Genomic DNA, 14,485 nt, shown 5'->3' with positions numbered 1-14,485 from the left:
ACTATATTTGATAGAATAAATATGTAAGCATTAAAGTTTATTAAATATACTCCTTTCCGTTACTGTAAGAATAGGTAGAAGTGAAACATAAATGAGGTGTAATAGATGAATATGAATAGTGTTAAGACGCAAAAGACAACGAGTCGCCTCGCACTCGGAGAGCTAAACAATAAAGATTACACGGCATTAAATCATGGTCGTAAACCGGTACACGTAGCCATGTTCAGCGGAGGCGCATCCTCAGCATATGTGGCGTATCATATTGTCCAAAAATACGGCAAAGAAAATTCAATTCTTTTCTTTACAGATACGCTTTGGGAAGACATGGACAACTATCGTTTCATGGAAGAGGTAGCTGACTACATCGGCTTAGAGATTACTACTAGCATCGATGGAAGAACACCTGAAGAAGTGTTTTTTGACATGCGTTTCCTAGGTAACTCCCGTATGGCCAAATGTTCAGAAGAGTTGAAAGTTAGACAAACCATGATTTTCCTTGAAGAGCTGCGTGACATCCACAATCTTGAACCAATTTTACATTTTGGTATCGGACCTCATGAGCAACATCGTGCGATTAACCTTCAAAATTTCTATGAACATAACCCAATAGAACCAATTGAAACTCGTTTTCCTATGATTGAAATTTTTAAAGAAGATATGGATGCCAAAACGATTATTCAAAACGAATGGGGAATCAAGCTACCACGAATGTACGACTTAGGTTTCTCACATGCTAACTGCGGTGGTCGATGTGTGCGTGGAGGATTAGGTCATTACGCTCTCCTCTTTAAAGTATGGCCGGATCAATATGCAGAACAGGAAGCAATGGAAGAGCGTTTCCGTGAAAAATTCCAAAAAGATGTTTCTATCCTTAAACGTAACGGTGGACCGTTCACTTTACGTGAATACCGTGAAATGATGGAGCGAGACGGCGTAGAAGCTTATTTAGCTGAAAAAGATGATACAGTCCCTTGTGTCTGTGCATTCTCATAATGTAAAAACGAACAGAGTACCGTTAAAGGCACTCTGTTCGTTTTTTATTCATCTAGAACTTCCTCCAAAAACAACCCCTTCTCAAACCCGCCTTTCCGCTCCCGCTTCTCAGAACGGATTGCATTCATCTCTTCAAACGACGCACCGTGCATCTTCCCTAGCTCATACGCAAGTTCAAGGATATCGGCCAACTCTTCAAGACATTCTTCATCTATATTCGCCTCTTCATATTCCTTCAACTCTTCATACAGCTTCAGTCGCGCTTGTTCGAAATGCTCGGCCTGATTCAAGTGTTTGACGATGACCTGTTTTCCTTCCGCTTGAATCAGTTCAGGCACCCGATCTCGAACCAACTTGTTATGCTTCACCATAGCTGCCTCCTACTCCACAATCTCAAACGCCTTCACATATACGACATGATCGAGGAAAATAATCCACTCGTCCTCGAACTGGACGAATCCGTCCGTCGCATGACGGAACGATTGGAAAATCGATTCGAGCGCCGCATAACGACTCTCCGCTTCCACCACTTGCGTCAACACCTCATCGTTGATCATATGGAACTCAATCTCGAACTGTTTCATTGTTTCCACTCCCTTTCACTCGATTCAACACGCTCATAACTCTTTTCCCCATTCCGTCCCAGACTCCTCTCGAAACCAAGACGAAAATTTATCCGGCTATCAGCAGGAAACTTTTTCCTTTACACTATGATAAATAGTCAGAAAATTACGTTTTCTTACATATTTAATAATGACTATCTTATCTCACCAAGAGAGGAAGCTTCCTATGGCCTATGATTTTGAATGCAAACACTTGACGAAACGCTTTGATAACGGCGACGTCGCGACGCTCGCGCTCGACGATGTGAACCTCCACTTCGCCCATGGCGACTTCATCTCGATTATCGGTCCATCCGGTTCAGGGAAATCGACGTTGCTTAGCTTGATCGGCACACTCGACCGTCCGACCGATGGCACCCTCTTGTTCAACGGCGAACCGATCTCGACCTTGTCCGCAAAACAGCTCGCCGACTTCCGCTTCGACAACATCGGTTTCATCTTCCAACAGTTCCACCTGATCCCGACGTTGACCGCGCTCGAGAACGTCATGGCCCCGCTATTCGGGCGGAAAGTCGACTACGACGGCGAACAACGGGCGCTCGAACTGTTGAAAGAAGTCGGCTTGAGAGACAAGGCGAACTCGCTGCCGTCCCAGCTGTCCGGCGGTCAGCAACAGCGCGTCGCCGTCGCCCGCGCCCTCATCCACCGTCCAAAGTGGTTGCTCGCGGATGAGCCAACTGGAAACCTCGACACGCATACGGGCGATATCATCTTCGACCTGTTGACGCGTCTGAACCGGGACAACGGCTGCGGTGTCTTGTTCGTCACGCACGACCCGGAGCTCGCGGACCGGGCGAACCGAAAAATCGAGATGCGCGACGGGCAGGTCGTCGCCATGAGCGACGTCCATCATGCTTAAGTTCATCTGGAACTCATGGTGGCGGAATAAGGAACGCTTCATCCTACTCATGGTCGGGATGCTCATCGTCAGTACCGGGCTCAGCTATCTACTCGGAGTGACCCAGGCGAACAACGGCACGGTCGTCAACGAGCTCCAGAAACGGTGGGATTCGTCATACCATATCGTCGTCCGGCCAGAAGGCAGCCGCAGCGTGACCGAGGACTTGAACCTGCTCGAGCCGAACTATATGAGCGGGCTCGAAGGCGGCATCACGCGCGAACAGTACGAGACGGTTCAACAGATTGCCGACGTCGATGTCGCGGCCCCGATCGCGATGATTGGGTCGACTTATTCTAGTTCATTCACCCAAACGCATACGTTTGATAAAGCGGGTCTTTATCGACTCAAGATGAACACACTCATCGATACGGGCATTGAAAAAATCAATGACTTCCAAGATTTGAAAGCTTATTTTTGGGTCGGCTGGATGCCGAACGGTGATTCGACCCACATCGGAATCGGTCCGACCGCCCTATACGAAGAGTTTCCCCTCTCTTACGGGAGCGATGTCATGTTGGCCGGGATCGACCCGGTCGCCGAAGCGAAACTTGTCGGCTTAGACGATGCCGTACAAGCAACAGAGTTCAGTCGTTATTTCAATGATGAGGATGTCCCAGAGCCTTACGATGAGGACATCACGACCATTCCGATTTTGATGAGTTCAAAAGACTACGTCGATGCCTCAATCAACTACACGATTGAAGAAGTGGATGTCGATACAACTGATCAAGAGGCGTTCATCAAAACCTATCTCGATCAAGGAAAAGATGAATATCTGGATAGCTTGAAAGGGACAGAAGTCGCCTCATACGACTTTACAGCCCAACAAATGCACGACAATATCACGAAACACATTTTAGATGGGACACCACAACCGCAAGACCCTCGTGTCACAGTTGACTATACTTGGCTTGCCGAGAAGGCGTCACCTCTCGTATATGAAGGCGTGACGAGCCCATTCCCGAAACGTTGGCCGTACTCGTATCAAATCAAACCGTTCCTCGCTGAGGGTCGAGTGAGTTATGGCCAAGAAAGTATGTATCGCAAGTCAAATAAATACGCGGAAGACCTCAACGATGTGCCGAAGGTGAAATATAACTACATCGGCTTGTTCGATCCGTCGAAACTGAAATTGTCGAAAGACCCGCTGACGGAACTTCCGATGGAGACATATTTCCCGGCCAGTGCCGATTGGGTCATGAACTCGAAGGACGAACCGGTCAACCCACCGACGACGGTCAAGCCGACGAACAACCCGTATAGCTTCCTCACGAAACCACCTTCGATGTTGACGACACTCGATGCCGCGTTCGCCATCGCCGGCGACAAAGCCATCTCGGCGATTCGCGTCAACGTGAAAGGCGTCGATGTCTTAAACGAAGAGAGTGAAGCGAAACTGCAAGCGGTCGCCAAAGAGATTGAAGATCAGACCGGTCTCATCACCGACGTCACGCTCGGCTCGTCTCCACAGTATGCCGTGACGTATTTACCAGGACTCAAAGGCGAAAGCGCCCTCGGCTGGATTCAACAGCCGTGGATTAAACTCGGTTCGTCGATCACCATCTTCCAAGAAGCAAAACTCGGCTTTTCCGGCGTCGTCGCAAGCGTCATCCTCGTCGCGATGCTATACGTGTTCAGCTCAAACATCATCATGCTGTACGCGCGGAAGAAAGAGTTCGCCATTCTGTTATCGCTCGGTTGGAGACCGAGCCAACTGTCGAAACTCTTGTTCCTAGAGGCGACGATTCTCGGTTCGATGGTCGCGCTCATCTCGTGGATGATTCTTGGGACGTTCCTATGGACGGCAGCCGGCTCGACGTCGATTGCCCGCATCCTGTTGATTGGACTCGCCGGTCTGTTGATTTATTGGCTCGGGACGCTCATCCCTATTCGACTCGTTCGACGCATCAAACCGTATGAGACGATGCAGTCTGGCGAAGTGTCGAAAGGACGTCGTCTGCTCCGCTCCCGCTCGAGCGTCGGCATGAGTTTGAATCAGCTCGTGACGTATTGGCCACGGACGTTATTATCGATTCTCGCCATCGCCTTACCGACGAGTCTGTTCGGTTTCTTCCTGTTCGTCACATTCCGCCTTCAAGGCGTCTTGTATACGACATGGATCGGCGAGTTCGTCGCCCTTGAAGTCGGGACGATGCATTACGTCGCCATGGGTGTCGCTTTGCTCATCGCCATGCTGACGACGACCGAAATCATGTGGCAAAACGTCTCGGAACGGAAGCCGCAGCTCGCCGTCTTGAAAGCGCTTGGTTGGCAGAACACGTCCATCCGTCGCCTCGTCTTGACGGAAGGCGCGTTGACCGGTTTCTTCGCCGGACTGCTCGGCGTGACAGTGACCATCATCATCGTCACCATCATGTATCAGCAGTTCCCGACGTCCGAGTTGCCGTTCCTGTTCGCGACCATCCTCATCCCGGTCGTGACCGGTGTCCTCGGGGCACTCCTCCCAGCAGAGCGGGCCGTCCGGATCACACCGGCTGAAGCCATCGGTGGGCACGTCGTCAACCAGAAGAAAGTCGAAAAACGGTTCCGTCTCGTGCTCGGGACGACCGCGACCGCTCTCGTCGTCGGTATCATCAGCTTGTTCGTCTTCACGTCACCAGAAGTCAAACCGGTGACGGAAGAAGCGAAGACGACACCAGCTCCGACCGCACAGACGACCGGTGCGAAACAAGCTGACTTGAAAGATACTAAACCGAAAGAAGCCAAAGCAACGACACCAAAAGAAGATGACCTTCAAAAAATCATGAGCCTCGGCACGTTCCAAACGTTTATTGGGGATCCACAAATGAAGAAACGTGAATTCCAAGTCGGACAGCCCGTCTTTGCTTCACCGGATGGGACCGAATCGGAAGCTGGAAAACGATTCGTCAGCCTACCGATTTCTCTCTTTAATGAGGATGATCAATATGGTGGCACTATGGACTATCGACCGAACGGGTTCCGCATGTACACGCCAGACGGCACAGAGTACAGTCCGGTCGACATGGTCAACCACAACAAGAAAGCATTTCGGGGTGGATTCATTTACACACCAGGCGAGAAATCCGAAATCGATTTGGTCTTCCTCGTTCCAGAGAAAGAGAAAACGCTCGTCTTGTATGCTTCAAGCGGCGCCATGCCGAAAGTGTATACCGTTAAAATTGAAGTGCCATAACTAGAATGCATTTACCTGAGTCAAACAGAAAAAAGGAAGATTGAACCGATTTATATCGAGACAATCTTCCTTTTCTTTCGTCTAGTTTTCCATTCAATACGGGTCGTGAACAAACTTGAACGTTCGCTTCCCAGCTGATTTTGCTTGATATAGCGCCTCGTCCGCTTGTTTCAAAAGCGTGACCAACGTCGTACGCTTATCTCGTATGTAGGTGACGATGCCAATGCTCGTCGAGACTTGGTAACCCTCATCCCACCTGCTTAACTCATCGATAATCTGAGTCGCGATGTGGCCCCATTCGTCTCGACCCGTGGCCTGTGAAAAGTGGAGCACGAACTCATCTCCGCCTAACCGGACCGCGAACGCATCACCTTGTTCGTTCACAATCGTTTGAAGCCTTGCCGCCACTTCTTGCAGGACGGTGTCCCCGATGTCGTGACCGTACCGATCGTTCACGCTTTTGAATCCGTCCAAGTCGAGGAAAAAGAGCGCACCGTGCGTGTTCGAGTCGTCTTCAAAGTACTTCGTCAAGTAGCGTCGATTGTACAGCTCCGTCAACATATCTCGCCACACAAAACGTTCTAGTTCCAAATAATACGAGAACAGCTTGACGATTCGTTGAAGCAACGCGATACTCCTCGGATCCAACACACTCGCCTCATCATTGACGGCACACAACGTGCCAAACTTTTCACCGTTCGTCAGTGAGATTGGGATACCTAAATATGAGCGGATGTTTACGTCGTCGAGCAGCCGTTCCACTTCCTCCACATCACAGTCTCGCTTGATATCTTCATATCGCAACGGTTGATTGTTCTCGAAATCAATGCGATTACAAACAGAATTGCTCAAATCGACGACCATGTTTTCCGTAATCTGAATCGATGATTTTTGATTGGACAGTTTCAAAATGACCTGTTGCGAGTCTGTGAACGCAGTCAAATAAAACATTTGCTCGGGCAAAATTTCATTTGCGAGATCAAGGACATCGTTCGCAAGCTCGTCAAAGCTCTCATACATCTTCAATTCTTCAAATTGTGTGTTCATACAATCTTCCACCCCATCCCATTCTATGTACAGCCTATGCATTGAAAGGTTATGCTTTTCTCTTCGTCTTCATACATTTTACCATATGAGAATTGAAAGTAGAGAAAGGTGCAGGGATGAACGCTCGATTTGTACACTCGCTTCTTCTCCTTCGTTTATGCCTCGTCCACGACCTCGATGATGACGCCCGTATCCCCGACTTTCCCCAAGTCGAGCACGGTCGGATCTTCGTACGCCAAGACGTGAAACTCTTGTTCGAACGTTCGAATGACATAATGGGATAGTTCGCCTCTATACGTGTTGATCCGCTCCGTACCCATGTTCTCTGCGGCGAATCGTGTGAAGCGAGACGTCTTCAGTTTCACGATTGGGTAAGCATTACGTAGCCCTTCTTCATGTATACTATGGTCTTCGATTGTCCCGAGAAACACCGCATATTGCTCGAAGCGGATCAGGATACGGTCGCGCTCCTCGTCCCAAGTCAGCAACATTGTCGGGTCACTTGCCCCGCAAAACGTCCACTCGAGTGGATAATAGGTGACGCCCTTCATCTGGAACGACTCCGTCTCGAGCACATAGTCTTCCGTTGTCATCAAAAAATCTAAATCAATCACCATTCGTGCCTCCCCCAATTGATTCTTGTGATAAGTAAGTACCGCCTTCATTTTCTAACGATTGAGATGATTATAATTCAAATCAGATTTAACAATTGTCCAAAATTCAAATATCAAGGATATGCGTTTTTTAGAAATCAATCAAAAAAGGAGCGCCCATCTCGGACGCTCCGTTCTTCGAGTCAATAAAAAATAAACCACAGTGCCGCTGCCACTAAAAACAGGCCGGCCCCGATGAAGAGAATCTTCGCTAGTCTCTCATATACCATGTCTTCACCTCACCAACGCCGCGCCGACGACGAGCGAGACCCCAATCGAGAGCAGGAACGCCATCAGGCCGACGGCGATGTTCCCTTTCCCGATCTCCTCGTTCACTTTGAGCGACGGCGTCAAAAATTCGAATAGCCAATACGTCACCAACAAGAGCACGAAACCGAAGCTCCCGCCGACCAACACGTCCATCGTCTGGTCGTGATGGCTCTCGACGACGCGGAAGATGTTGGCGAGCCCGACGATTTTCCCGCCGGTCGCGAGTGCGACGGCGATATTGCCTTTTTGAATCTCGCGCCAATTGCTGTACGGCGTCGTCACCTCAAAGATGGCGAGACCGACGACAATCATGAGTCCGGCGATCGTATACAGGCCGAGCGACTCAAGCAATACGTTGACGTTCACATTCCCCATTACCATGTTCCCCTCACTTCAGTTCGACGACCGTGACACCGAGTCCGCCTTCACCCATCCCACCGGGGCGCTGACTCTTCACGTGACGATGTCCTTTCAGGTATTCCTGCGTCGCTTGGCGCATCGCCCCGGTCCCAAGACCGTGGATGATGCGGACGTTGTCGTACCCAGACACGAGTGCCTCGTCGATATATTTGTCGAGGCGGGAAAGTCCTTCTTCGACCCGAACGCCGCGCAAGTCGAGCTCCGACTTCGTCGAGCTCTGACGCTTGAGCGAGCTGCCTTTCGACTGGAGCGACTGCTCTTTCGAAGGTCCGATTTTTTGAAGGTCGTCCGCTTTGACGTTCACTTTCATAATCCCGACTTGGACGTTGTACTCGTTATCGTTCAATTGCTTCACGATATAGCCCTTTTGGTTGAACGTCGTCACTTTCACTTCTTCGCCTTTACTGAACGTACGTTTCTGTTGCGCTTTTTGTTTCACTTTTTGAATCTTTTTATCTTGGAGCGTCGGTTTCGCCGATTCAAGCTGTTTCTTCGCGGCGATAATCTCGTGCTCTTTGACGATGCCTTCCTCACGAAGCTTCTTCAAGCGGTCGATGACTTCGTTCGCTTGGCGCTTCGCCTGTTCGACGGCCTTTTCGGCACGCGCCTCGGCCTCACCGTACATCGTGTCGCGCTCACGCTCGAAATCGGTCAGCTTCGCCTCGAACGCTGCTTGCTCTTCTTCGAGGTCGTGGCGTTTGACGATGAGTTCTTTCTCGAGCTGTTCGGCGCGATGCTTGGCCGCCTCGAGCTGATTGATCATCGATTCGACCGACTCGGCGTCGGTGCCGACATGGCTTCGCGCTTTGTCGATGACCTGTTCAGATAAGCCAAGACGTCGACTAATCTCGAACGCGTTCGAACGACCCGGTACGCCAATCAATAGGCGATACGTCGGGCTGAGCGATTCGATATCGAACTCCATCGAGGCGTTCATGACGCCTTCCCGGTTATAGGCGTACGCCTTCAGTTCCGAGTAGTGCGTCGTCGCCGCCACGCGGGCGCCACGACGTTTCACTTCGTCAAGGATGGCGATGGCAAGGGCCGCCCCTTCTTGCGGGTCGGTCCCGGCACCGAGCTCATCGAATAGGACGAGCGACATGAAGTCAATCTTGTCGAGCATGCTGACGATATTCGTCATGTGCGAGCTGAACGTCGACAAGCTCTGCTCGATCGACTGCTCATCACCGATATCGGCGTAGATGGCGTCAAAGACGGACAGTTCCGTCCCGAATTCGGCCGGTACATAGAGACCTGACTGCACCATCAATTGGAGCAGTCCGAGCGTCTTGAGCGTGACCGTCTTCCCGCCGGTGTTCGGTCCCGTGATGACGAGCGATGTGAACGCCTCACCGAGTTCGACCGTGATCGGCACGACCTCGTCTTGCGGGATGAACGGATGGCGCGCCTGTTTCAACTTGATTTCGCGCTCGTCGTTCAGTTTCGGTTCCGTTGCCTTAAGCTCGTGGCCGTAGGCGACTTTCGCGAACACGAAGTCGAGCGTGGCGAGCACGTCGAGGTTCGTCACGACCGAATCGGCGACACTGCCGACGAGGTCTGACAGTTCGCTCAAGATGCGATCGATCTCGGCGCGCTCTTTCAAGCGGACTTCTTGAATCTCGTTGTTGATCGATACGATCGCCTGCGGCTCGATGAAGAGCGTCTGACCCGATGCCGATTGGTCGTGGACGATCCCGCCGAACGCTTGGCGGTACTCCATCTTGACCGGGACGACATAGCGGTCGTTCCGAATTGTGACGATGGCGTCCGACAGCATCTTCGCGTTGTTGCGGAGGATGTTGTCGATTCGTGAGCGGACGCTGCCTTCAAAGCTGCGGAGCTGGGTCCGGAGGCCACGGAGTCGGTCGCTCGCCGAGTCTTGGACCGTGCCTTGGTCGTCGATGGCGTGACGGATCGTCTGTTCGACCTCGATCAGCTTCGTCAAACGCTCGGCATACTCGTCGAGACGAGGGATGCGGAGGTCTTCATTGTCCTCGTGCAGCTTCTCGAAGAAGTTCTTCACTTGGCGGCCGCTGTACATGACGGCGGCGACGGCGAGCAGTTCGCTCGTCGAGAGGACCGAGCCGATGGCGGCCCGCTTCACTTCACTGCGGACGTCGGTCAGTCCGCCGAGCGGCAACCGGTCGCGGAGCCTTACGACCTCGGTCGCCTCACGGGTGACGTTCAAGTTCGACAGCACCCGGTCGTACGTATAGTCGGGCTGCATGTTGAGCGCCCGTTCTTTACCGAGCGAGCTCGCGGCGTGGGCGGCGAGTTGCTGCCGGAGTTTTTCATATTCTAAAACGCGTAACGCGTGATCCATCTAGCATGTTCCTTTCTGTCGCTTCGCGTCGATGAACGCCTTGGCGTCCTCGAACGAGAGGCAGTTGATGATGTCTGACGGTTCAAGATAGGCTTTCCGGGCGTGCAGGACGCCGAGTGCCATATCTTCCATCATATCAGGGTGGTGCGTGTCGGTGTTGATCATCAGTTTGACGCCGGCCGCCTTCGCTTTCTTCAGCGTTGAGGCTGTCAAGTCGAGCCGGTTCGGGTTCGCGTTCAACTCGAGCGCCGTCCCCGTCTCTTTGGCGAGGGCAATCAAGCGCTCCTCGTCAATCGGATAGCCGTCACGGCGGCCGATGAGACGACCGGTCGGATGGGCGATGACGTTGACGTACGGCGAGCGGCAGGCGTTCTCGAGCCGGGCCATAATCTCGTCGACGGATTGGTCCATCTTCGAGTGAATCGAGGCGACGACGTAGTCGAGCGTAGCCAAGAACTCAGGCTCATAGTCGAGCGTCCCGTCCGGGCGGATGTCCATCTCGACACCGCGCAGGACGTGCATATCGTGCTTTTTGGCGGCGGCGAGAATCTCTTCCCCTTGCGCCTCGAGCCGTTCCTCGGTCAAGCCGTTGACGAACGACATGTATTTGCCGTGGTCGGTGATGGCAATCCACTCATAGCCGCGCGCTTTCATCGCTGCGACGAGTTCGTCGACCGTCAGCTTCCCATCCGACCAGACCGTGTGCATATGGGCGTCGGCCTTGATGTCGTCGAGCGTGACGAGCTTCGAAAGGTCGTGCTCGAACTCTGCGTTTCCAGACCGGAGCTCCGGCGGGATGAACGGTAGCCCGTAACGTTCGAACAACTCGGCTTCCGTCTCCGGTTGCCAGAGGCCGTCTGCCGTCTCGACGCCGTACTCAGAAATCGACTCACCCTTCGCTTTCGCGAGCTGGCGCATGCGCACGTTATGGTCTTTCGAGCCGGTGAAGTGATGGAGCGTCGCGGCGAAGGCGCCCGGTTCGACCATGCGGAAGTCGACCGACACCATCTCCTCGCGCTCGAGGACGAGCGACACTTTCGTCTCGCCTGCCGCAATCACCTCGTTGATGAACGGGAGGGCGAGCAGCTTGTCACGGAGGGCGATAGGCTCTTCGGTCGCGATGATGAAGTCAAGGTCTTTACACGTCTCCTCGGCGCGGCGGAAACTGCCCCCGACCGAATGGCGCAAGACGAGCGGCTCGGCTTCAAGCACCGCTTCAATTTCTTCGACGACCGGACGCATCATGGCGTACGCGAGACGCTCCGGACGTGACTCGAGGTTCCGTGCCGCCGTGAGCAACTTCTCGACGCTCTTGGCGCCGAAGCCAGGCAGGCTCGCGGCCGTTCCGTCCTCTAATACGGTGATGAGCGTCTCGAGGTCGACGACGCCTACCTCACGGAGCTTGGCGAGCTTCTTGCCGCCGAGTCCTTGGATTTTGAGCAGTTTCATGAGACCGTACGGAATCTCTTCTTGGAGTGACTCGAGCACTTCACTGCGTCCCGTGTCCCGCCATTCTTCGAGGACGGCGGCCGTCCCTTTGCCGATTCCCGCGATTGTCGTCAAATCCTCGATGTCCTCGAGTTCGAGCTCCGTGTTCTCGAGCGCTGTCGCGGCTTTGCGGAAGGCATTGATTTTGAACGGGTTCTCCCCTTTAATCTCCATATATTGCGCGATTTTCTCTAGCAGCATCATCGCTTCGACTTTATTCATCGTGCTTCCCCCTTTTCCATACAGAAAAGGCCGAGACACAAGCACTAGCTTGCATTCCGGCCTGTCGTGTTACAACATCTTATTCGAGAACCATTCAGAGAGATATGGCGTATCTTGAATGATGTACGTCGCAAGCGACGAGTTGTCGACGGCGCTCTGGACGCTTGCCATCGGTACGAACGCGATGACCCACAAAATAAAGAACGTGATCACGTACGCCTCGAAGAACCCGAGGACTGCTCCGATAATTCCTTTTAATTGACGCAAGATCGGCAAGTCCGTCAAGAAGTCAAGCATAGATAGGATGAGATGCAAGACGAGCTTCGTGATGACGAACAAGACGACGAACCAGAAGACGTTATAAAACGTCATCTCGAGTCCTGTAAGTGCGTTTAAATCGATGACACCTTCCGGAAGCGACCCATCGAGTTGCGACGGGTATGGAATCCATAGCTTGAACGCTTCGGCGAGATCACGGTAGTAGGCATTCGCGACGAGGAAACTGATGATGAGCGCGACCCAATGGCCGAGCTGCAAAATCGCCCCGCGTCGGAATCCGTTGATGATCCCGATAAACAAGAAAAACAGTATAAGTAGAGTAACCATAAAGTGATTTATTCTCCCGTATTTCGTTTAGTTTTGACGTGATCACTCGCGATTTGGATAGCGGCGAGCACCGCTGCCTGACGAGCGTCTAGATGAGGGGACTGTTCACGAATCTCACGGATCTTGCTATCGACCAGAAAGCCCACTTCCCTCACATGATCGGCCGGCTCTTCGCTGACGATCGTATAGTCCTGACCCGCGATATGAATCGTTGTTCGTTGTACCTGCACGCGTCACCCCTCCTTTACGTCTATTCAAAATTAATCATAACATCGTTTGTATATTAGGAAAAGAAGAAGGTCCCTCCCTTTTCCACTCCAACATTTTGTGATACCCTATTTCAAAGTTGTCAAACGTCAATCTTCGTTGAAAAATGAAAGATAGGGTGGCATCACGCCACTAAATGTGCGAAAATAGCAACAATTCAAACATTAAGAGAGGATGATTTTTTTGAAATTACGTATTGGCCTTCTAGGTCGCATTATCATCGCTATCGCATTCGGGATTCTACTCGGTAGCATCGTACCAGAAAGCCAGAACTGGATTGTCCGGACGTTTGTCACGTTTAACGCCGTCTTCGGGCAGTTCTTAGGCTTTGCCATCCCGCTCATCATTCTTGCCTTCATCATTCCAGGAATCGGGGAACTTGGAAAAGGCGCTGGGAAATTGGTCGGTTTAACAGCGGCCATCGCTTACATCTCGACAATCGTTGCCGGGACGCTCGCTTACTTCACGACGAGCAACTTGTTCCCGCAAATCTTGTCACGCAGCACGACCTCTGCTGAAAACCCGGAAGAGGCGCTGTTAAAAGGCTTCATGGAGTTCGAGATTCCACCGGTCTTCGGCGTCATGACGGCGCTCATTCTCGCCTTCGTCATCGGCATCGGGATTGCCGCCATCGAAAGCAAGCGCTCACTCGATTTGGCCATGGATTTCCGCGATATCATTGAACTACTCATCAGCAAAGTCATCATTCCACTATTACCGATTCACATCGCCGGAATTTTCATGAACATGACGTACGCCGGACAAGTCGCTGAGATTCTCTCGGTGTTCTCGCTCGTCTTCGTCACAATCATCGTCCTTCACTTGACGATGCTCTTGATACAATACTCAGTCGCAGGTGCTCTCAACAAAGAGAACCCGCTCCGTCTCTTAAAAACAATGATGCCGGCTTACTTCACAGCCATCGGGACACAATCGTCAGCGGCGACAATCCCGGTCACGTTGCGTCAGTCGAAAGCCATCAACACAGATGAAGGGGTAGCCAACTTTGTCGTCCCGCTCTGTGCGACGATCCACTTGTCAGGATCGACGATCACACTTACATCGGTCGGTGTCGCCCTCATGTACTTGAACGGCATGCCGATGTCATTCGCCATCGTACTCCCGTTCATCCTCGCCCTAGGCGTGACGATGATCGCGGCACCAGGCGTACCAGGTGGCGCTGTTATGGCTTCACTCGGTTTGTTCGGTTCGATGCTCGGATTCAGCGAAACGATGCTCAGTCTTGTCATCGCCCTCTATTTGGCACAAGATAGCTTCGGTACGGCGACAAACGTCACGGGAGACGGCGCCATCGCCAAAATCGTTCATTACTTCAAACGCAACACAAACATTTTGGATGACGCAAAAGAACGCGAAGAAATCGCGTAATCTCATCTATAATTTGATAGAAATCGAGTAGGAGGGAGTGATTAACTCCCGACCTCTCACACCACCGTACGTACCGTTCGGTATACGGCGGTTCAATTAAGATGTATG

The 14,485-nt window shown here is 52.1% G+C and carries 13 protein-coding genes; 4 read left to right on the top strand and 9 right to left on the bottom strand.

What is annotated here, in order from left to right; genetic code table 11:
- The first annotated feature begins 105 nt into the window (after positions 1-105).
- Positions 106-993, top strand: coding sequence for a phosphoadenosine phosphosulfate reductase domain-containing protein (locus KNP82_RS14735; RefSeq protein WP_241764600.1), 888 nt, complete (start codon positions 106-108; stop codon positions 991-993).
- Between the two features lie 44 nt (positions 994-1,037).
- On the opposite strand, the gene KNP82_RS14730 is transcribed toward KNP82_RS14735, so the two are convergent.
- Positions 1,038-1,364, bottom strand: coding sequence for a nucleoside triphosphate pyrophosphohydrolase (locus KNP82_RS14730; protein WP_214828651.1), 327 nt, complete (start codon positions 1,362-1,364; stop codon positions 1,038-1,040).
- Between the two features lie 9 nt (positions 1,365-1,373).
- A complete protein-coding gene (locus tag KNP82_RS14725) occupies positions 1,374-1,577 on the bottom strand; it encodes a hypothetical protein (protein ID WP_214828649.1) in 204 nt (67 codons plus the stop codon).
- A 205-nt stretch (positions 1,578-1,782) separates the two neighbouring features.
- Between KNP82_RS14725 and KNP82_RS14720 the strand changes: the two genes are divergently transcribed.
- Together KNP82_RS14720 and KNP82_RS14715 are read left to right on the top strand one after the other, a co-directional pair.
- A complete protein-coding gene (locus tag KNP82_RS14720) occupies positions 1,783-2,475 on the top strand; it encodes an ABC transporter ATP-binding protein (RefSeq protein WP_214828647.1) in 693 nt (230 codons plus the stop codon).
- Positions 2,468-5,692 (top strand): FtsX-like permease family protein, encoded by a 3,225-nt coding sequence (locus KNP82_RS14715; protein WP_214828645.1) that lies wholly within the window; start codon positions 2,468-2,470, stop codon positions 5,690-5,692. Before KNP82_RS14720 ends, KNP82_RS14715 begins: the two co-directional genes overlap by 8 nt.
- 93 nt (positions 5,693-5,785) lie before the next feature.
- Here KNP82_RS14715 and KNP82_RS15630 read toward each other — a convergent pair whose 3' ends face one another.
- From KNP82_RS15630 to zapA, 7 genes are all read right to left on the bottom strand, one after another.
- Positions 5,786-6,739, bottom strand: coding sequence for a sensor domain-containing diguanylate cyclase (locus tag KNP82_RS15630; protein ID WP_214828642.1), 954 nt, complete (start codon positions 6,737-6,739; stop codon positions 5,786-5,788).
- A gap of 155 nt (positions 6,740-6,894) precedes the next feature.
- A complete protein-coding gene (locus tag KNP82_RS14705; RefSeq protein ID WP_214719983.1) occupies positions 6,895-7,353 on the bottom strand; it encodes a hypothetical protein in 459 nt (152 codons plus the stop codon).
- A 273-nt stretch (positions 7,354-7,626) separates the two neighbouring features.
- Entirely contained in the window at positions 7,627-8,043 is a 417-nt protein-coding gene (locus KNP82_RS14700; protein WP_144429829.1) for a DUF350 domain-containing protein, read from the bottom strand.
- A gap of 7 nt (positions 8,044-8,050) precedes the next feature.
- Entirely contained in the window at positions 8,051-10,405 is a 2,355-nt protein-coding gene (locus tag KNP82_RS14695; RefSeq protein WP_214828639.1) for an endonuclease MutS2, read from the bottom strand.
- Positions 10,406-12,115 (bottom strand): DNA polymerase/3'-5' exonuclease PolX, encoded by a 1,710-nt coding sequence (gene polX / locus KNP82_RS14690; protein ID WP_214828636.1) that lies wholly within the window; start codon positions 12,113-12,115, stop codon positions 10,406-10,408. It lies immediately after the preceding gene.
- 69 nt (positions 12,116-12,184) lie between these two features.
- Positions 12,185-12,721: a CvpA family protein gene (locus KNP82_RS14685; protein WP_021066786.1), complete on the bottom strand. Its 537-nt coding sequence runs from the start codon at positions 12,719-12,721 to the stop codon at positions 12,185-12,187.
- An 8-nt stretch (positions 12,722-12,729) separates the two neighbouring features.
- On the bottom strand, positions 12,730-12,951 hold the full coding sequence (gene zapA / locus KNP82_RS15585; RefSeq protein WP_021066785.1) for a cell division protein ZapA: 222 nt from the start codon (positions 12,949-12,951) through the stop codon (positions 12,730-12,732).
- Between the two features lie 211 nt (positions 12,952-13,162).
- Between zapA and KNP82_RS14675 the strand changes: the two genes are divergently transcribed.
- The gene (locus KNP82_RS14675) at positions 13,163-14,377 is read left to right on the top strand and encodes a dicarboxylate/amino acid:cation symporter (protein ID WP_214828633.1); all 1,215 of its coding nucleotides are present in this window, start codon (positions 13,163-13,165) and stop codon (positions 14,375-14,377) included.
- The last annotated feature ends 108 nt before the right edge of the window (positions 14,378-14,485 follow it).

The sequence above is a fragment of the Exiguobacterium sp. s26 genome (assembly GCF_018618235.1).
GTDB classification, from domain to species: Bacteria; Bacillota; Bacilli; order Exiguobacteriales; family Exiguobacteriaceae; genus Exiguobacterium; species Exiguobacterium chiriqhucha.
The sequence above is the reverse complement of the archived record's forward strand: the minus strand, read 5'-3'. Positions and strand labels throughout refer to the sequence as shown.